The organism is Novosphingobium clariflavum, from assembly GCF_026420865.1.
Classification (GTDB): Bacteria; Pseudomonadota; Alphaproteobacteria; order Sphingomonadales; family Sphingomonadaceae; genus Novosphingobium; species Novosphingobium clariflavum.
Genome location: NZ_JAPCWC010000006.1, coordinates 220,617 through 239,364, shown reverse-complemented (window position 1 = coordinate 239,364; position 18,748 = coordinate 220,617). Strand labels below are relative to the sequence as shown.

Here is an 18,748-nt window from a genome sequence, read left to right as displayed (position 1 = left end):
GGGATCGTCCTGTCGTCGGAAGGTCAGTAGCGCGCGGTGAACTCGATACCGTAAGTACGCGGTTCGGCGGGGATGTAGGTCGCATGGCCGAAGGACCCGCCCGTGTTTCCGGCATCGAGCAGGTACTTCTCGTTGCCCAGATTGCGGGCATAACCGGCGATCTGGAACTTGCCGTTCATCAGCGAAACGCCGCCGCGCAGGTTCACCAGCGTCACCGGATCCTGGCTGATCTCCTCGCTGTTCGGGATCTCGAAGTAGATCTTGCTGCGATAGGTCACGCTGGGCGTCAGGAACACGCTGGTGTTCTCGGTCACCGGCACATTCAGGTTGAAGCCCGCCGCCCACTGCCACTTGGGCTGAAGACGGAACTGGTCGCCCGCATAGACGCCGTTCGAGGCATTGTCGTCGATACCGCCGCTGATGAAGCCGACATTGCCGAAAGCGCTCAGCCAGGTGGTGAGCTTCGCCTCCAGCTCCGCTTCCACGCCAAGGTTCGATGCCGAACCGGCACTGCGGGTAACGCTCTGCCCGTTCTCGGTCACCGTGACCTGGAAGTTGCTGTAGTCGTCGTAATAGACGCCCAGCGAGCCGGAGAAGATACCGACCGAGCCCTTGATGCCCGCTTCATAGTTCCACACCGTCTCCGCCTTGATCAGGTCCAGGTCGGCGACCGGACCGCCCGCCGCCGAAAGCTGCACCACCGGCGAGCGGCGGCCTTCGGAGATCGTGGCGTAGAAGTTGATGTTCGGCGTGAGGTGATAAAGCGCGTTGAGGCGCGGCAGCACCGCCGCGAAGGAGCGCTGGGCGTAGTAGGTCTCGCCATCGGTATCGACCAGCGGCAGCAGCGGCTGGCCATAGACCGGGGCATCGGGCTGATAGGCCGAATAGCCCGAGCGGCGCTTCTCGATCAGCACGCGCGCACCGGCGGTCAGTTCCAGTTGCGGCACCGGCTTGAAGGTAACGTCGCCGAACATCGACCACGACTGGTTGCGCCCCTTGTTCTCGTACCAGCTGGAGTAGGGAACCGCGCTATAGCCCCCCCCGGTCAGGTACGAGGTCGCCAGTGCGCCGGTCGCCACGTTGGCGGCGTTCACGCAGCCCAGCGACGGGATCAGGTTCGCCGTGCACTGCAGGTAGGTGCCCACTTCCGAGGAGAACGGCACGTACTGGGAGCTGTCCTCGATGAAGTAGTTCCACCCGAACGAGGCGCGCCACTGGTCGTCGCTATAGGTGAAACGGCCCTCGTGGCTTGCCTGCCAGCCCTTGGCGTGTTCGGCGAATTCGAGATACCAGGCAGCCGAGCCGTCCGCATCGAAGACTTCGAGGGCGTCGAAGTGGCGATAGCCGTTGACGGTGGTGAAATTCCAGCCATCCGCGAAGTCCCAGCTGGTCGTGAAATTCACATCGTAGACGTCGCGGTTAAGGCCCAGCTTGTCGCTACCCAGCACTTGTGCGGAATAGGGGGAGCCGCCGAGGTAGGCCGCGCCGTAGAGCCCGTCGACCGACGTCGAGCCGAGGTCCTTCGACAGGAACGGCGTACCCGTGTTGCGCTGGCGGTCATAGGTGAAGACAAGGTCGGCGGTGAAATCGCTGCTCGGCGTGAAGCGCAGCGATCCGCGCAGGCCAAGCTGGTCCTGCCCATAGAGATCGTCCTGATCGGGCGCGAGGTTCTTCACGTAGCCGTCGCGCTTCTTCCACTGCCAGGCCACGCGACCGGCAATCACGTCGTTACCCGCGTTCACGAACCCTTCGAGGCGGTAGGCGTTCAGGTTGCCATAGCCGCCGGTCACTTCGGCCGAGACACCCGGCTGAGGCTTCGCCGAAACGAGACTGATCGCGCCGATCGTGGCGGCGGTGCCGAACAAGGTCGCCTGCGGGCCCTTCACCACTTCGATGCGCTCAAGGTCGTAGTTGCCCTGATAGGCCCCGCGCGAGCGCGAGATGTCGACGCCGTTGTAATAGAGGGTGACGCGCGGCCCCTGCTGCGCCGAACCGCTGTCCGAGGTGATGCCACGGATCACGAAGCCGGGGTTGTTCGCGCTCTGCACCTGAATGTTGAGCCCGGGGATATAGGCCGAGAGTTCGCCGATGTCGGTGACGCCCAGTTCGCGCATGCGCTCGCCGCTGGCGACCGAGAGGGTGATCGGCACATCGACCGCGCGCTGCTCGACCTTCTGGGCGGTGACGACGATCTGGTTGGAATCGTCGATATCGGCTGCGCCCGAGGCGGCAGCCCCGGCCTCGTCGGCGTAAGCAGCGACCGGGATCCCCGCCAGCGCCGTGCCGACCATCAGCGTCTTGATGCAAATACCGAATTTCATTGCCGTTTCCCCTGCGCCCACGAGCGTCTGTCGTGGCGGGGCGTTAACGGCTTCAGATGAAGCTTCAATGGCGATTTGTTGCAGCAGCCGCAATCATGCGTGGGCGCTGCGCAATTTCTCCGCTCCTGCGACCGGCAAGCCAAGCCGCCGAACCGCCTGCTTCATCGCCACCCGGCCCTGCAGGCGCGCCGCGATGCATTTGAGCCCCGCTTCTGCGTCGGCCTGCCTGCCGCAGACAAAGAGGTCCACGGCGGCCACGCCGTGCTCCGGCCAAGTGTGGATCGAGATGTGCGATTCGGCCAGCAGCGCCACCCCCGTCACTCCCATGCCCGGCCCGAAGTGATGAAGCCGCACGTCGAGCACGGTGGCATGCGCGACCTCTGCCGCATCGCGCAGCGCTGCCTCGATGAGCGCGAGATCACCAAGGCCCTGACACTCCGCAAGGTCGGCAATGAGGTGCAGGCTGCTATCGGGCTGGTGCGCCATCAGGCGAAACTTTCGAATGGAAGACCGAGGTGGTCGAGCGCCGCTTCGGCCGCGACGACGCCGCGATAATGCGCCTCCTCGAACAGCGACAGGCCGCTCATGTCCGAATGCGCAAACAGCACCGGCGGGCGGGCGGCGATCGCCGCGCCGCGGGCCGGATCGGAAAGGAAACCGGGCGTGGGGCGGATCATCGCATGCCCCCAGCGCCACACGTCTATCCGCTCGATGGCGCCGTCGAGGTCGGGGTTCATGTCCAGCAGGTCGTCGCGCACGATCCGCTGCCACTCCCGCAGCGGGCGCGTCATCATGATCTTGCGCGCCGCTTCCGGCTTCTCCTTCGACAGCGGCAGGTACCAGGTCAGCACCGTCGGCCCGCCGTCGCTGGCTTCGCTCTGATGCGTGGCGACCACGTAGCCGAGCGATTCGCTGGCGGTCGAGACATTGTCCCACGCGAGCGAAACGCCCTTGCCTTCCGGATGACGCCCCACCGTGACATTGGCCACCACCCAGGGCGCGTAGGACATGGCGCCCTCACCTGCGAACCTGGGCGCGACCCGCGCGGCCACGAAATGGGGCATGGCCATGATGACGGCCTTGGCCCGCAAGCGGCGGCTGCGGCGCGCGGCATGATCGAACAGGTCGACCAGCGCGCCATCGCCGTCCGGCTCCACCCGGAACACGCTATGGGCCGGTTTCAGGTGCGACTCGATCCGCCCCGCCATCAGCGAGACGAGGCGGCCGTTGCCTTCCGGCCAGGTCAGTTCCCGGTCACCATCGCTGGCCCATCCCCGGCGTCCCGCAAAATAGTGGATGCCCGCCCATGCCGAGACATGCTCGGGCTCGCTGCCATAATCGTCGCGGCAGCAATAGCGCAGATAGGCGCGCAGCACCGGCGACGTGAAATGCTCGCCATCGAGCCACTGCGCAAAGTTCATCCCGTCAAGCGCGCGAAAGGCTGGGTCGGCGCTCGAAAAGGCCATGGGAATAGCGAAAGCCGGACGGCCATCCGATCCCACGGACTTGCGGAGTTCAGTCATCCGCCGCTCGAACGCGGCGTGCTGGGCGCGATCGGTGGCAGTCACGCCCGAATTGGGAAACAGCCCTTCCTGCCAGCGCCCGCGCCAGAGCAGGCGTTCCTCAAGGTCTGCGCAGAGCTGGTAGGGATCGTAGACCGGCACCCCATCCCGCTCCCCCGTAATCATGCCGAACTGGCCGAGCATGCGGCGCAGCGCCTTCGCCTCGCGATTGGGCACCGGCAGGTAATGGGCGCCAAGCGGATAAGCGCTGACGGCATTCCTGCCATTACGCGCATTGCCGCCGGTCCTGTCTTCCAGTTCGAACAGGGTGAAGCGGTCAAAACCGGCTTCCGCCAGTCGCCATCCGGCCGCGAGGCCCGCCGCGCCGCCGCCCGCGATCACGACGTCGATCTCCTCCACCGCCCCGTTCGGTTCGGGAAAGCGCCGGTCGCGCAGCAGGTGGCCGCGCTGCCAGTCCGCCCCGCCGAGGTCTCCGGCCATGGCCTCCTCGCCGCAGCCGCCCAGCGCCATCGCGCCGGCGGCAAGCGTCCCGCCCGCCAGAACCTGCCGCCGGGTTTGTTCAGCCTTCATACTTGCCCCATTCCTCGGCAAAGCTGCGCACGAGAGCCTGGTTGTCGAGGCGGTTCACCGGCGTCGGCCTGCGGGCCATGTCAGGCGGGAAATCGAACATCGCCCGCTCGCTGGAGGCGGTGAGGAAACGCAGGCCGCCGGGCAGGTTCACCGCGTCCGTCAGCGGCCGATGCGCGGCCAGCGTGAAGCCCCATTCGCCGAAACTCGGCACATAGGCGTGATACCCGCGCGAGAACAGGCCGGCGGCTTCCAGCGTGCTCGCCACCGTCCAGTAGGAGCGCGGAGCGATCAGCGGCGAAGTGCTCTGCACCGTCATCACCCCGCCGGGCGCCAGCAGGCGGGCGACTTCGCGGTAGAAACTCTCGGTATAGAGCTTGCCGAGCGAGAACTCGGTGGGATCGGGAAAGTCGACGATCACCGCGTCGTAAGGCCCCTCGGCCTCGCGAACCCAGCGGAAGGCATCGGCATTGTGCACGGTGATGCGCGGCGAGGAGAGCGAGTGGTCATTGAGCGCGGCCAGTTGCGGCGTATCGCGGAACAAGTGCGTCATTTCGGGGTCGAGATCGACCAGCGTGAGGTGCCGCACGCGCGCGTCCCGCAGCACCTCGCGTGCGGCAAGACCGTCGCCGCCGCCAAGGATCAGCACTTGCGCAGGATGGGCGACACGGCCCAGCACCGGCCAGACCAGCGCCTCGTGATAACGGTACTCATCGCGGGTGGAGAACTGGAGGTTGCCGTTGAGATAGAGGCGCAGGTCCTCGTTCCGGCGGGTGATGACGATGCGCTGATAGGGCGTCGAGCGGGCATGGATCACCGGCTCGGCATAAAAGGCGACTTCCGACCAGCGCTGCATGCGGTCCGCCATGGCAAGACCGACAAGCAGGCTTGCGGTGACCACCAGCGCCGCCGCCATGTCTGCGCCGATCCGGCGCTGGCGGCGCAGCGCGACCAGCAGCGCAAGCGCGACGGCCACGTTGGCAAGGCCGAAGACAAAACCGGTGCGGATCATCCCGAGCCACGGCACCAGCACCAGCGGAAACAGCAGCGAGGCAATCAGCGCGCCGACATAGTCGTACGTCAGGACATTGGAGACCAGTTCGCGAAACGCGAAACGGTGGCGCAGGATACGGATCAGCAGCGGGATTTCGAGGCCGACCAACACGCCGATCGCCAGGACCAGCGCATAGAGCGCGACGCGGAAGTCGCCGACCAGCGGGAACAGCATGAACAGCCCCGCCGCCGACCACCCGCCGAGCGCGGCGATCATCACTTCCACCCGCACGAAGACGCCGATCTCGTCGCCCCGGACATGGCGCGAGAGCCAACTGCCCACGCCCATCGCGAAGAGGTAGGAGCCGATCACCGTCGAGAACTGGGTGACGCTGTCGCCCAGCAGATAGCTCGCCAGCGTGCCCGCCAGCAATTCGTAGATCAGCCCGCAGGTGGCAACGACCAGGACCGAAACCAGCAGAATGACCGCAAGCGAGGCAGGGCCCTTTTCCCCGCCCTCACCCACGGCCCCTTCTGCCACGAAGTCCTGTTCAGCCATGAATGGCCGCAGCGATGATGTTCGAGATGCCAAGCGCCACGGCGCCCGCGAGGATCGCGACGGCCATGTTCTTGCGCTCGATGATCTCGCGCCAGAGCTCGCCCGGGGTCAGCTTGTCCACCAGCACGAAGCTGACGATGAAGATGACGATGCCGAGCCCCGCGTAGAGCAAGGTCGCGAGGAAGACGGAAAGCGTGAGCATGTCTGGGCTCCCTGCCGTTAGGGCGCTTTCCGATCAGGTGGACTTACCTGATGACCCGGAAAGCGCGGAGAAACAAAATCTTGGAGCAGTCGATCCGATGCGGTCGGATCGGAAACCGCTCTGGCGTGAATTACTTGTGGGTGGGGCCGCTGCCCCGGATGCCGGAACCGCCACCCGATCCCGCCTCGCGTTTCTCGTCGGAATAGGGCGACCAGGCGTAGAAGCTGGATGCCGCCACGCCCGCCAGCAGGAACAGGCAGCACAGCGCATGGAAGAACAGGCGCGCCCTCATGACAAAGACCTCATGGCAAAGACCTCATTGTTCGGGCCTCATCGGTATTTCCATCCGCGATAGAGTGCGAAGGCGGGCATCAGCGCCACCAGAATGCACAGCGTCCAGAAGTTGCCCCTGGGCACCGTATTGGTCTTCACCGTCACCGCGACCGGAACCGGGCCCGGCCGCTCCTCGCCCCATCCGCCATACGTCGAAGCCTCCCAGGGCGAGGCGCTATTGACGGGCGGCACGTCGGTCGGCCAGCGATGCGCGCCGGCGTCGACAAAGACGTCGTACGTGCCTTTCCGGATATGCCCGAACTGGATCGTCGCCTTGGTATCGCCTTCGCTCCACGCGCCGTCGCTGTCGCGGCCGGTGTAGTGCTCGACGAGGCCATAGGCATCGATCGACTGGCCGGTCGCCCGGTCGACAAGGCTGTAGTCGAGATCGACCCACTGATTGTCGAGGGTATTGGCCCGTGCGGTCACGCTGACGAACTGCCAGGGGCGATTGACGGTAATCGAACCCAGGCGGATGCCTTCGGCGGTGCGCCCGAACGGCGCTTCAATATCCGTCCTGACTTCGGCAGAACCGCCGGCAAAGCCCAGCATCAGGACCAGCGCGGCGATGAGCGTCAGCAACGAAAGGCCAAGCATCGCCGGAACATCGTCGACGCCGCGCGCCGCCGCGGCCTGCGCTTCAGCCTGCGCCTCGGTCTCGAACAGCGCATAGCCGCGCGCCTTGTTGCCGCCACCCCGGGGTTCTTCCGGCTCGGGAGGCAGGATTCCGAAGGCGCTTTCGACATGGCCACCGGAGAGCGCGACAAGGTGCGTCCAGTTGACCTCGCCGTCCGCTTCCTCGCGCGAGAGCGTGAAATCCCGGCTGGTATAAGATGCACAAAGCACGCGGTCCCCGCTGGAAACGCGCCAGTAGAATTCACCGATCACCGTCTCGGTAGTGGCGAGCACCGCCTCGTCCTCCTGCCGGTAACGCTGCCCCTGCCAGACGACGGTCTTGCCGCTCTCCTCAGGTCGGCCCAGCAGCATCGTGCCGAACTTCCAGTCGCCCTCGTACTCGACCAGCCAGCGATACCCGGTGTAAGGATTGAGCAGCAGGTATTCGCGCCAGGTCGACCAGGCATCGCTGCGTTTCAGCGCGCCGATCACTTGCCATTCGGTGTCGAACAGCCGCCCCCTGCTGCCGAGCGGTAGCGCGAAACCGGCAGCGGCACGGTTGTGCTGCTCAAGAAGTTGCACTTCGGGCCGCGACACGTCGAGGATGGAGCCGCAGTACCGGCAGGCCAGGTTCACCGACCAGCCCGCCGCGCGCACCTCCAGAGTGCCGCCGCAATTGGGACAGGTTACCGCGCGCACGGCGTGCTTGGGGGCGTTCACTGCATGGCCTCCGGCACCGTCCAGCCCTCGATCTCCGCCAGCGCACGCGGAGCGAGGTCGGCAAGTTCATGCCAGGTTCCGAGCCAGGCCGACGCCCCCTGCCCGTCCCGCTGGAGCGACAGCGCCGCGCCGCCGGTCGTGCGGAAATCGACATTGGTCATCGCCCAGCCGGTGCGCGGCGGAAACGGCAGATCACCCTCGCCGCCAAGGCATTCGGCCTGCTTCACATCGGAGACGGCATATTCCGCACCGTCCACCACAAACGTCTGCCCGGGCACCAGTTCGCCGCCACCCGCAAAGTCGCGCGCCAACGATGACGTCATGACATCGGCACGCTCGGCCGTCAGCATGTACATGCCCATGGCCTCGCCCAGCCAGCGCGTCTGGCCGTCGGCCGCATAGAGCAGCCATTCGTTCCACGAGCCGCCGCTCCAGCCCCAGCGCACGCGGCCCGCGGCAACGAAGTCCACGCCGCCGACATGAAAACGCGTGCCGATCCGCACCGGCGAAACGTCTTCCGGCACCACGGCAACCTTGCCGATCTCCTCCACCGCCTGCCCCTGTCGCAGGATCAGCGTCTGGCAATGGCTGCAGGTCGTATAAGGCGCGGAAAGGCCCCGCACAGGCAGGGCCGCGCCGCAGGACGGGCAATTGATCACGCCGCTATTCCCCCCGAACCCTTCGCGTCAGCGAATACGCGAAAGCAGTTCGGCTTTCTTGGCGTCGAATTCCTGCTGGCTGAGCGCGCCGAGCGTGACCAGCTTGTGCAGCTTCTCGATCGTGGCGATGGGATCTTCCTCGGCCTGCGCAGGAGCGGCCGGGACAGCGCCCAGCCCTGCCGACATGGCCCCGCCGAGCGCCGTCGCCGCTGCCACGCCAGCACCGATCCCGGCCACGCCGCCATCGGCGCCCGCCGCCTGCTCGATCGCCTCTGCGGCCTGGAAACGCGTATACTGCGCCAGATCGCCCAGCACCCGCATCGAGGAGCCCTTGTCGAGATGGGCCTGCACGTCCTCGGGCAGCGAAACGCTCTCCACGTAGAAGGTCAGGCATTCGAGGCCCCACTGGGCAAAGGCCTTGTCGACTTCCACCTTGATGCGGTCCGACAGCGCCTGCTGGTTGGCGGCGAGGTCGAGAAAGGCGATGCCGCTGCCGCCCAGCGCTGCGGCCAGCGCGGTCTGGATCGCAGCGCGCAGCTGCGGCTCAAGCGAAGCGGCGGAAACGCCTTCCAGCGTGCCGACCACCCGCGAGACAAAGGGTTCGAGCTGCGCCACACGGAACGAGTAGGACCCGAAAGCCCGGATACGCAGCGCACCGAATTCGGCATCGCGCACCGTCACAGGCTGGGCCGTGCCCCACTTGAGCCCGTGCTGCTCCTTGCGGGACAGGAAGACGACATCGGACTTGAAGGGCGATTTGAAGCCCTTGTCCCAGTTCATCAGGTTGGTCAGCACCGGCAGGTTGGCGGTGTTGAGCGTGTGCAGGCCCGATTCGAAGAAATCCGCCACGCAGCCTTCGTTGACGAAGACGGCGACCTGCCCCTCGCGCACCGTCAGCTGGGCGCCGTTCTGGATCTCGCGGTCCTCGAACGGCACCCGCCATGCCAGTTCACCCGGCTTTTCCAGCCATTCGATAACGTCGACGAACTGCTTCTTCAGAAAACCAAACATGTCGCACATCCCCCTGGGGCATCGGCCAAGAGTAATCGCTTCGGCGACAAGTGGAAAGCACCCTTGATGCTGCCGGTCTGGTTCGAATTAGCGGTTCGACGATGAATTGGCGGGATTTTTTTCATAACAGCTGCCAGGCGAGGGCATGCCCGACAAAGAAAAACCCCCGGGAATACCGGGGGCTTTCCTGAAACGTGGTGCGCCCGACGGGATTCGAACCCATGGCCCCCAGATTAGGAATCTGGTGCTCTATCCGGCTGAGCTACGGGCGCCCCTGCCCGGCCTCCTACCGTGAGGAACCGGAGTTGGCAATTCGTTCAGTTCGCGCTTTCGGGGGGAACCACCGGAAACGGCAGGGCGGCGACAGCAATGCCTTCCTCGATCAGTTCCTGAGCCTGCTCGGCACTGGCTTCGCCGTGGATCACTTCGCGCTCACGCTCGCCGTAATGCATGGCACGGGCATCCTCGGCAAAATTCCTGCCGACATAGCGGCTGTCCTTGAGCGCCTCGGCCTGCATCGTGGCGAGCTTGTGGATCAGTTCCACTGCCTGCGGCGGCAGTGGAACGCTGGCCACCGGTGCGGCGGGTGCCGCAGGTGGCTGCGGCGCGCGGGTCGGAACCGGCTCGCTACGCTGGTTGCCCTTGCGGGTCAGTCGCGGCGCCTGCAACGCCTTCTCCACGTCATCGCTGCCGCACTGCGGGCAACAGAGCAGGCCGCGTTCCTGCTGGCGCGCGAAGTCGTCCGAGGACTTGAACCAGCCCTCGAAACGGTGGTGCGCTGCGCGGCACTCGAGATCATAGACAATCATGGCGATATTCTTGCGCGAAACCCGTCAACTTTCGGACTTAATCGGCGATCGTGCGCCGATTGGCAAGGCTCGGCAATTGGGCCCGGATTTCGGCGATCCGCGCCGCCTCCAGATCGACGAAGCCAAGCCCCGCCGCTTCACCGCCCATGTCGAGCAGGATCTCGCCCCAGGGATCGATGGCAAGGCTGTGACCGTAGGTCTCGCGCCCGTCCTCATGCCTGCCCACTTGTGCCGCGCTCAAGACATAGGCGCTAGCCTCCACCGCGCGGGCCCGCTGCAAGAGGTGCCAGTGCGCCTTGCCGGTCGGCACGGTGAAGGCTGCAGGCGCGGCGATCACGTCGCACTTCGCCCGTCCCAGCGCCTCGAACAGAGCCGGGAACCGCACATCATAGCAGATCGCCAGGCCAAGGCGGCCCAGCGGCGTCTCCACCGTGACCACTTTGTCGCCGGGGGCATAAGCGCTCGATTCGCGCCAGGATTCGCCGCTCGCGAGATCGACGTCGAACATGTGCATCTTGTCGTAGCGGGCGCGGATCTCGCCCTTGTCGTCGATCACGAAGGCGCGGTTGGCATAACGACCGTCGCCGCCTTCCGGGCGAACCGCCAACGAGCCGATGTGGACCCACAGTCCTTCACGCGCGGCGGCCTCGCGCACGGCGGCAAGCACGGGGTCCTCCCCCTCGGATACGATGCTGGCCGCTGCCCGCTCGCGCTGACGGTCGAGCAGGCCGGACATTTCCGGCGTGAACAGCATCGCCGCGCCGCCCGCCCGGGCCTCGGCCACGGCAGCAACGATCGCCCGGGCGTTGGTCACGGGATCGATACCCGTGGTCATCTGGAACAGCGCGGCGCGGGTCATCTCAGAGCCCCAGCACGGGATCGAGTTCGCCCTTGCGGTCGAGCGCATTGATATCGTCGAACCCGCCATAGGGCTTTCCGTCGACCAGCACCTGCGGAACCGTACGCGCGCCGGGCACACGCGCTTCCATCTCGGCGCGCTTCTCGCCGCCCATGGTCACGTCGTATTCCTCGTAGGCCACGCCTTTGCCGTCCAGCAGCGACTTGGCCATCACGCAATAGGGGCAGCCCCACTTGGTATAGATCTCGACCTTGGGCTGGCTCATCGAACACTCCTTGAATTCAGACTCTTGGCATTTTTTCGGCGACCGCCTCGCACCTTCCGGGGCAAGCCTTGAAACGCGGCGCGGCTAACATATCTAGGGTTACAAGTCATGGCCCGCCATGGGGATGGCTTGAAAACGAGGCGCCGGCGAACCGGGCCTCCTCACACGAAGATTGCTCAAACGAGGATTTTTGTCATGAACCGTATCGACTTTACCCCCTACCGTCGCACCATGGTCGGCTTCGACCGTCTTTTCGACATGATCGAAAACCAGGGCCGCGCCAATGCGGGCGACAAGTATCCCCCCTTCAACATCGAACGCCGCGGCGCCGATGCCTATCGCATCACCCTGGCGGTCGCCGGCTTCAAGCCTGCCGACATCGACATCACCGCGCAGGCCAACCTGCTGGTGGTCAAGGGCCACAAGCCAGAAGAGGCCCCCGAAGGTGAAATGCTGCACATCGGCATTGCCCAGCGCGGGTTCGAGCGCCGCTTCGAACTGGCCGACTATGTCCGCGTGGACGCCGCCGACCTTGCCGACGGCCTGCTGGTGATCGACCTCGTGCGCGAAGTGCCCGAGGCGATGAAGCCCAAGAAGATTGCGATCGGCGGCAATACGCTGACCGTCGTCGAAGGCGGTCCGGGCGAAACCGCCGCAGCCTGACGGCCCGCAAACGCGTGAAATTGACGGGGCGGTCCGGATTCCGGGCCGCCCTTTTTGCATTCGGACTTGCAGGGCCAGCAACCGCGACATGCTGGAAATGGGGGCTTTCTCCCGATAAGCCCTGGACTTTGAGGCAAGTCCGGGCCGCCATTCCGCAATGCTTTCCATTCTCTCGATTGTCCTGCCGATCTTCGCTCTGACCCTCGTGGGATGGCTTGCCCGGCGGGTGGGGATCTTCAGCCCGCAGTCGACGACCGAACTCAATCGCTTCGTCGTCTACCTTGCCCTGCCCGCGCTGCTGTTCGACATCGTCGCCAAGGCAAACCTCGCGCAGCTCTGGCAGCCCGGCTTTGTCGCCGTCTTCGCGGTCAGCACGTTCCTGTTCTTTGTGCTGACGGTAGCGGTCAGCCGGATCATGGGGCGGCCGATCGGCAATGCCGCGATCCTCGGGCTCAATGCCAGCTATTCGAACACTGCATTCCTTGGCTTTCCGCTGCTACTCGCCGCCCTCGGGCCGGCCTCGCAGCCCCTGACCCTGATCGCCACGATCAACACCGTTTGCGTGCTCTTCGCGCTGGCCATCGTCCTGATCGAGTTCGGCAACCAAAAGGGCGGCAACCCTGCCGTGATCGCGCTGCGGGTGGGGCAGGCGCTGTTTCGCAATCCGCTGGTGCTGGCGCCGCTGGCAGGCGCGGCGGTCATGGCCAGCGGCATCGGTGTGGCGGCCCCGCTCGACGCCTTCCTCAAGCTGCTGGGCTCGGCCGCCAGCCCCTGCGCGCTGGTGTGCCTGGGCATGTTCCTCGCCGAACCTCGCGACAAGGGCGAAGCCTCGACGGGCGAGACCGTGATGCTCGTCGTCCTCAAGCTCTTTGTCTATCCCGCGCTTACCCTGGCGCTGGCGCTCTGGGTCATCCCCCTGCCCGCAGCCCTGCGCCACGGCGCCGTGCTGCTGGCGGCATTGCCCACCGGCACCGGGCCGTTCATGCTCGCCGAGTTCCACCGCCGCGAGGGCGCCCTCACCGCCAAAGTCATTCTTGCCTCCACCGTGTTGTCGGTGGGCACGGTCACGGTGCTGCTCTCCCTGCTGGGCTGAAACGGAAAAGGGCCGGTTTCCTCCGTGGAAACCGGCCCTTTTCGATTTTCGTATCGCCTGATGGATCAGGCGCCGCCGGATCAGACGAGACGCGCCTGACGCAGTGCCGCCGAGACGAATCCCTTGAACAGCGGGTGCGGTTCGAACGGACGCGACTTGAGTTCGGGGTGGAACTGCACGCCGACAAAGAACGGATGATCCGGACGCTCGACGATCTCGGGCAGCAGGCCGTCGGGCGACATCCCGGAGAAGATCAGGCCATTGGATTCCAGCGCGTCGCGGTACTTGGCGTTGACCTCGTAGCGGTGACGGTGGCGTTCCGAGATTTCGGTCGCGTCATAGATCGCCGAGACATGGCTGTTGGGCGAGAGCTTGGCGGTATAGGCACCAAGACGCATCGTGCCGCCCAGGTCGCCGCCTTCGGCGCGGGTCTGCAGGCCGTCCTCGGTCATCCACTCCGTGATGATGCCGACCACCGGCTCATCGGTCGGGCCGAATTCGGTGGAACTGGCCTTTTCGATGCCGGCCGCGCGGGCGCCCTCGATGCAGGCCATCTGCATGCCGAGGCAGATGCCGAAGAACGGCACGCTGCGCTCGCGCGCAAAGCGCACGGCCGCGATCTTGCCTTCCGAACCGCGCTCACCAAAGCCGCCGGGCACCAGGATGCCGTGCATGGGCTCGAGTGCGGCGGCGATCTCGGAATCTTCCTTCTCGAAGATCTCGGCATCGATCCACTGCACGTTGACCTTCACACGGCTGGCCATGCCGCCGTGGACCAGCGCCTCGTTCAGCGACTTGTAGGCATCGGGCAGGCCGACATACTTGCCGACGACGCCGATCGTCACTTCGCCTTCGGGGTGTTCGAACCGGTCGGTGATGTCATCCCAGCGGGTAAGGTCGGGCGCGTCCGAGCTCATGCCGAAGTGGTGCAGCACTTCCGCGTCGAGGCCTTCGGCGTGGTACTGCTGGGGCACCGCGTAGATGTTCGGCGCGTCGAGCGCGGGGATGACCGCCTGCGGACGCACGTTGCAGAACAGCGCGATCTTGCGGCGTTCGCTCTCGGGCAGCTCGCGGTCGCAGCGGCACAGCAGGATGTCGGGCTGAATGCCGAGGCCGGTCAGTTCGCGCACCGAGTGCTGCGTCGGCTTGGTCTTCAACTCGCCGGCTGCGGCGATGTAGGGAACCAGCGTGACGTGGACGAAGCAGGTCTGCTCACGGCCGAGTTCGTTGCGCATCTGGCGCAGCGCTTCGACGAAGGGCAGGCCCTCGATGTCGCCGACGGTGCCGCCGATCTCGCACAGCACGAAGTCGAGATCCTCGGTCTCCGCCATGGCGAAGTCCTTGATCGCGTCGGTCACGTGCGGGATCACCTGCACGGTCGCGCCGAGGTAGTCGCCGCGGCGTTCCTTGGCGATGATGTCCTGATAGATCCGGCCCGACGTGATGTTGTCGCCCTGGTGCGCCGAGACGCCGGTGAAGCGCTCGTAGTGACCAAGGTCGAGGTCGGTCTCGGCGCCGTCATCGGTGACGAAGACCTCGCCGTGCTGATACGGGCTCATCGTGCCCGGATCGACGTTCAGATAAGGGTCGAACTTGCGAATGCGGACGCGGTAACCGCGTGCCTGAAGCAGAGCCGCGAGGCTCGCCGCCATGAGACCTTTGCCGAGCGAGGAGACCACGCCGCCGGTGATAAAAATATGCCGCGCCATGGGAGTCGGCCCTTAAATTGCATGGGGGCACAAGGGCAAGAGCCCTGTGCCTCAATCCACAGAACAAAACAGATCAAATGCCGCCTGACAACGCCAGACGGCATTCGCGCTACAGTGATACGCCGGAAGTTACCGGGTCAGATCAATGACCGGCAGCACCCGAAAGCGGATCGTTTGCCGGAGTCGACTGACCCGCGGCCGGGCTCGCAGGAGCCCCAGCGGCCGGATTGGCCGCACCGGCGAGCGGATCGTTCTGCGCGGGCGCCTGCTGCGCCGGCGCAGCGGGAACCGCAGCGCGCTGAAGGGAAGTGTCGACGTCGTCGCCGGTCTTGCCGACGGCCAGCGCCGCGAGAACGATCGAGAGGATCACGAAGACGGCTGCAAGGCCGCCGGTGGCGCGGGTCAGGAAATTCGCCGCGCCGCGTGCCGAAAGCATGCCCGAGGGGCTGCCGCCTACGCCAAGGCCGCCGCCTTCCGACTTCTGCACCAGAATCACGACCACCAGAAGGAGGGCGACGATCGCCTGGACTACGGTCAGGAAAGTGAACAGCATCGTGTAAATCTCGATCTTTCGAAGGGGACGGTGACCCGTCCGCGATTCAAGCCGCGCAGATAGGCGCTCGAACGCCCCGGCGCAAGCCGTCTGCCGGAGATGGCGGGCAAGACGCCCACCCGCCTCCGGAAAGCCTCAGGAATTCAGCGTCAATCGGCGTCCAGCAGGGCTGCAGCGCCGATGATCGCGGTGAAGCTCTCGGCGCTCAGGCTGGCGCCACCGACCAGCGCCCCGCCCACGTCGGGCACGGAGAGCAGCTCGGCTGCATTCTCGGCCTTGACCGAACCGCCGTAGAGGATGCGCACGTCCGCCCCGCCTTCGCCGTAAAGCGCAACCAGCTTGGCGCGGATCGCCGCGTGCATTTCCGCCACGTCCTCGATCGAAGGCACGCGGCCGGTACCGATCGCCCAGACCGGCTCATAGGCGATCGACAGCTTTTCCGGCGCCCCGTCAACCCGCGGGCACGAACCGTCAAGCTGACCGGTGACGACAGCAAGCGCCTCGCCGGCATCGCGCTGGGCTTCGGTCTCGCCGACACAGAGAATCACTGCCAGTCCCGCACCAAGCGCGGCCTGCGCCTTGGCGTTGACCTGGGCGTCGCTCTCGCCGTGGAGCGTACGACGCTCCGAGTGGCCGAGAATGGTGAAATCGGCGCCGGCATCCTTCAGCATGGGCGCGGAAATGTCGCCGGTGTAGGCGCCGCTCTCTTCGGCGCGGCAATCCTGCCCGCCGACACCGATCAGTTCGACAGCATCGCGCATCCGGAAGATCAGCGTGGCTGGCGGCGCCAGGCCGACCTGCACCTTGGGAAAGCGTGCGGCTGCCCGATCGACCGCGCGCGCCTCGCTGAGCATCGCGCGCGTGCCGTTCATTTTCCAGTTACCGACGATGTAAGGCAGACCAGCCATTTACCAAAAACCCTGAATCATTGTCTGCGTCCGGCCACCCATCAACCGCTTCTTAATGAGGTCAGAGCGGGAATCGTCCGGATGCTTGCCGGGCCGCTGCTAGGCACGGCAGGTCCAATTGTCAAAATTCGTGCGGTCCCGGATCTGGCAAAACCGCCCGCGCGTGGCGCAACTGCGTCACTTTGACACAGGCAAGGCCGCCTCCGACAACGTGAACCCAAATTGCTCCACGCCGGTTGCCGGACAAGGCACCTGCCGGCAATGCCCGGCAAGACCATGTCAGCCATTGCAGGATCGCACCGCGCCCCCTAAAGCCTGCGCCCGCATCGGCTTTGCCTTTGCGCTGCTTCGCATATTCGTCTCCACGCTGAACGGCACGGTCCATGCTCTCATTCTTCCGTAACTTCCTGAAGTCCAAGATCGGGGCCGGCATCGCCCTGGCAGTGCTCGTGCTGATCACGCTTGCCTTTGCGGGCGGCGATATCAACGGCATGCGCGAGACGGCAGGCCTGTCCAGCACGACCTCCGTCGCCACCGTCGGCGGCAAGAGCGTGGAGGCCAACGACCTCGCCACCGCCGCCAATTCGCAGCTGGAACAGATCAAGCAGCAAAACCCGACCGCGACGATGAAGATGCTGGTCGCCGAGGGCGGGCTCACCCGCATCCTCGACGAGATGATTTCGCGCACCGCGATCGGCGTGTTCGGCCAGGACAACGGCGTTGTCGCCAGCAAGCGTCTGGTCGACAGCGAGATCGCCCGCATCCCGGCTTTCCAGGGTGTCGACGGCAAGTTCAGCCAGGACGCGTTCCGCCAGGCGCTGGCCCAGAAGGGCATTCCCGAGGCCGCGCTGCGCGACGACTTCACCCAGGGCCTGATCGCCCAGCAGCTGATGATCCCGGCACAGTTCGCAGCCACCATGCCGAGCTCGCTGGCCGCGCGCTATGCCGCGCTGCTGGAAGAGAACCGCAAGGGCCAGGTCGCCACGCTGCCCGCGCTCGCCTTCGCGCCGACGCAGCCCGCCACCCCGGCCGAGCTCGAGAGCTTCTACAAGACCCATATCAACCAGTTCGTCCGCCCCGAGCGCCGCACGATCCGCTACGCCACCTTCGGCGAGGAAGCGCTGAAGAACGTCGCCGCGCCGACCGACGCCGACGTCGCCAAGCGCTACGAGGCCGACAAGGCCGCGCTCTATGCCGCACGCGACGATCGCAAGCTCACCCAGCTGATCGTGCCGACCGAAGCCGCCGCCAAGGCCGTTGCCGCCGAAGTGGCCGCCGGCAAGTCGCTCGAACTGGCCGCGACCGAACGGCGCCTCTCGGCCGCCAAGCTCGAATCGTTCACGCGAGAACAGCTGGCATCGCAGTTCTCGCCCGCCATCGCCGACGCCGTCTTCGCGGCCCCGATCGGCAAGCTGGCGGTGCCGCAGAAGAGCGCGCTGGGCTGGCACGTGATCCGCGTGGATTCCGAGCAGAAGACGCCCGAAAAGCCCCTCGCCGCCGTGCGCGCCGAGATCGTCACCAAGCTGGCCGAAGAAAAGCGCCGCGCCGCCTTCACCGACCTGCTCGCCCGTATCGACGACCAGTTCCAGAGCGGCGCCAGCCTCGTGGAAGTGGCCAAGGCCGTCGGCGCCACCGTCGCGACGACGCAGCCGATCATCGCCAATGGCTCGGTCTACGGCAAGGCGGGCGAGACCGCCCCGGCCCAGCTGCAGCCGATCCTGTCGACCGCGTTCGGCATGGATCAGGAAAAGCCGCAGCTTGCCCAGCTCACCCCGGGCACCGCGACGGCCCCCGGCCAGAGCTATGTCATCTATGACGTGACCCAGATCACCGCCTCGGCGCCTGCCCCCTTCAAGGAAATCGGCGCCGACCTCGCCGAAGCCTGGAAGCAGGACAAGGGCGCTGCCGCAGCCAAGGCCGCCGCGCTGAAGATCCAGGCTGCGGTCAAGGCCGGCAAGTCGCTGAACGAGGCGATCGCCGCGCTCGGCAAGAGCCTGCCGCCGGTCCAGGATGTCGCCATGTCGCGCCAGATGCTGACCGCCGCGATGCGCCAGGGCCGCCAGGTGCCGCCGCCGGTCTCGCTGCTGTTCCACATGGCCAAGAACACCGTGAAGGTGCAGGCGGTCGGCGGCAACCGTGGCTGGTTCATCGTCGCGCTCAAGGACGTGGTGCCCGGCAAGACCGACAACCCGCTGGTCGTCCAGGGCACCCAGCGCGAACTGTCGAGCCAGCTCGGCAGCGCCTATACCGAGGCTCTCGCCCATGCGATCCGCAAGCAGGTCGGCGCCACCACGCACCCCGCCGCGATCAAGACGGTCAGCGACCGTCTTGGCGGCACCGGCGCCGCTGCCAACTGACCCTCGATTACCCTGAAATAGAAGGACAC

General features: G+C 66.0%; 18 protein-coding genes and 1 tRNA gene. 3 read left to right on the top strand and 16 right to left on the bottom strand.

Annotated features, from left to right (window positions below):
• Positions 1 to 23: 23 nt before the first annotated feature.
• From OKA11_RS10850 to grxC, 13 genes are all read right to left on the bottom strand, one after another.
• Entirely contained in the window at positions 24 to 2,321 is a 2,298-nt protein-coding gene (locus tag OKA11_RS10850) for a TonB-dependent receptor (RefSeq protein ID WP_267220188.1), read from the bottom strand.
• 93 nt (positions 2,322 to 2,414) lie between these two features.
• Positions 2,415 to 2,807 (bottom strand): adenosylmethionine decarboxylase, encoded by a 393-nt coding sequence (gene speD / locus OKA11_RS10845; protein WP_267220187.1) that lies wholly within the window; start codon positions 2,805 to 2,807, stop codon positions 2,415 to 2,417.
• A complete protein-coding gene (locus OKA11_RS10840; RefSeq protein ID WP_267220186.1) occupies positions 2,807 to 4,414 on the bottom strand; it encodes an NAD(P)-binding protein in 1,608 nt (535 codons plus the stop codon). The genes speD and OKA11_RS10840 overlap by 1 nt, the downstream gene beginning before the upstream one ends.
• Entirely contained in the window at positions 4,404 to 5,963 is a 1,560-nt protein-coding gene (locus OKA11_RS10835; protein WP_267220185.1) for a polyamine aminopropyltransferase, read from the bottom strand. The genes OKA11_RS10840 and OKA11_RS10835 overlap by 11 nt, the downstream gene beginning before the upstream one ends.
• Positions 5,956 to 6,165, bottom strand: a complete 210-nt coding sequence (locus tag OKA11_RS10830; protein ID WP_142633839.1) for a DUF350 domain-containing protein — start codon at positions 6,163 to 6,165, stop codon at positions 5,956 to 5,958. The genes OKA11_RS10835 and OKA11_RS10830 overlap by 8 nt, the downstream gene beginning before the upstream one ends.
• A 130-nt stretch (positions 6,166 to 6,295) precedes the next feature.
• A complete protein-coding gene (locus tag OKA11_RS10825) occupies positions 6,296 to 6,457 on the bottom strand; it encodes a hypothetical protein (protein ID WP_267220184.1) in 162 nt (53 codons plus the stop codon).
• Positions 6,458 to 6,495: 38 nt separating this feature from the next.
• Positions 6,496 to 7,833, bottom strand: coding sequence for a DUF4178 domain-containing protein (locus OKA11_RS10820; RefSeq protein ID WP_267220183.1), 1,338 nt, complete (start codon positions 7,831 to 7,833; stop codon positions 6,496 to 6,498).
• Positions 7,830 to 8,492, bottom strand: a complete 663-nt coding sequence (locus tag OKA11_RS10815; RefSeq protein ID WP_267220182.1) for a DUF4178 domain-containing protein — start codon at positions 8,490 to 8,492, stop codon at positions 7,830 to 7,832. Before OKA11_RS10815 ends, OKA11_RS10820 begins: the two co-directional genes overlap by 4 nt.
• Before the next feature lie 27 nt (positions 8,493 to 8,519).
• Positions 8,520 to 9,503 (bottom strand): SPFH domain-containing protein, encoded by a 984-nt coding sequence (locus OKA11_RS10810; protein WP_267220181.1) that lies wholly within the window; start codon positions 9,501 to 9,503, stop codon positions 8,520 to 8,522.
• A 195-nt stretch (positions 9,504 to 9,698) separates the two neighbouring features.
• Positions 9,699 to 9,775: transfer RNA gene (locus OKA11_RS10805), tRNA-Arg, on the bottom strand.
• Positions 9,776 to 9,820: 45 nt separating this feature from the next.
• A complete protein-coding gene (locus OKA11_RS10800) occupies positions 9,821 to 10,312 on the bottom strand; it encodes a DUF1178 family protein (RefSeq protein ID WP_267220180.1) in 492 nt (163 codons plus the stop codon).
• 37 nt (positions 10,313 to 10,349) lie between these two features.
• Entirely contained in the window at positions 10,350 to 11,171 is an 822-nt protein-coding gene (locus OKA11_RS10795) for a carbon-nitrogen hydrolase family protein (RefSeq protein WP_267220179.1), read from the bottom strand.
• 1 nt (position 11,172) lies between these two features.
• Positions 11,173 to 11,436 carry a glutaredoxin 3 gene (gene grxC, locus OKA11_RS10790; protein ID WP_142633934.1) on the bottom strand — a complete coding sequence of 88 codons (264 nt, stop codon included), beginning with the start codon at positions 11,434 to 11,436 and terminating at the stop codon, positions 11,173 to 11,175.
• Positions 11,437 to 11,631: 195 nt separating this feature from the next.
• On the opposite strand from grxC, the gene OKA11_RS10785 reads away from it, so the two are divergent.
• Complete coding sequence (locus tag OKA11_RS10785; RefSeq protein ID WP_142633936.1) at positions 11,632 to 12,099, top strand: Hsp20 family protein; 468 nt, start codon at positions 11,632 to 11,634, stop codon at positions 12,097 to 12,099.
• Positions 12,100 to 12,256: 157 nt separating this feature from the next.
• Complete coding sequence (locus tag OKA11_RS10780; protein WP_267220178.1) at positions 12,257 to 13,192, top strand: AEC family transporter; 936 nt, start codon at positions 12,257 to 12,259, stop codon at positions 13,190 to 13,192.
• An 80-nt stretch (positions 13,193 to 13,272) separates the two neighbouring features.
• On the opposite strand, the gene OKA11_RS10775 is transcribed toward OKA11_RS10780, so the two are convergent.
• The 3 genes from OKA11_RS10775 to tpiA form a co-directional block, all read right to left on the bottom strand.
• Positions 13,273 to 14,901, bottom strand: a complete 1,629-nt coding sequence (locus OKA11_RS10775; RefSeq protein ID WP_267220177.1) for a CTP synthase — start codon at positions 14,899 to 14,901, stop codon at positions 13,273 to 13,275.
• A 142-nt stretch (positions 14,902 to 15,043) separates the two neighbouring features.
• On the bottom strand, positions 15,044 to 15,451 hold the full coding sequence (gene secG / locus OKA11_RS10770; RefSeq protein ID WP_267220257.1) for a preprotein translocase subunit SecG: 408 nt from the start codon (positions 15,449 to 15,451) through the stop codon (positions 15,044 to 15,046).
• A 152-nt stretch (positions 15,452 to 15,603) separates the two neighbouring features.
• Positions 15,604 to 16,362 carry a triose-phosphate isomerase gene (gene tpiA, locus OKA11_RS10765; RefSeq protein WP_142633943.1) on the bottom strand — a complete coding sequence of 253 codons (759 nt, stop codon included), beginning with the start codon at positions 16,360 to 16,362 and terminating at the stop codon, positions 15,604 to 15,606.
• 383 nt (positions 16,363 to 16,745) lie between these two features.
• Between tpiA and OKA11_RS10760 the strand changes: the two genes are divergently transcribed.
• Entirely contained in the window at positions 16,746 to 18,719 is a 1,974-nt protein-coding gene (locus OKA11_RS10760; protein WP_267220176.1) for a peptidylprolyl isomerase, read from the top strand.
• Positions 18,720 to 18,748 lie beyond the last annotated feature (29 nt).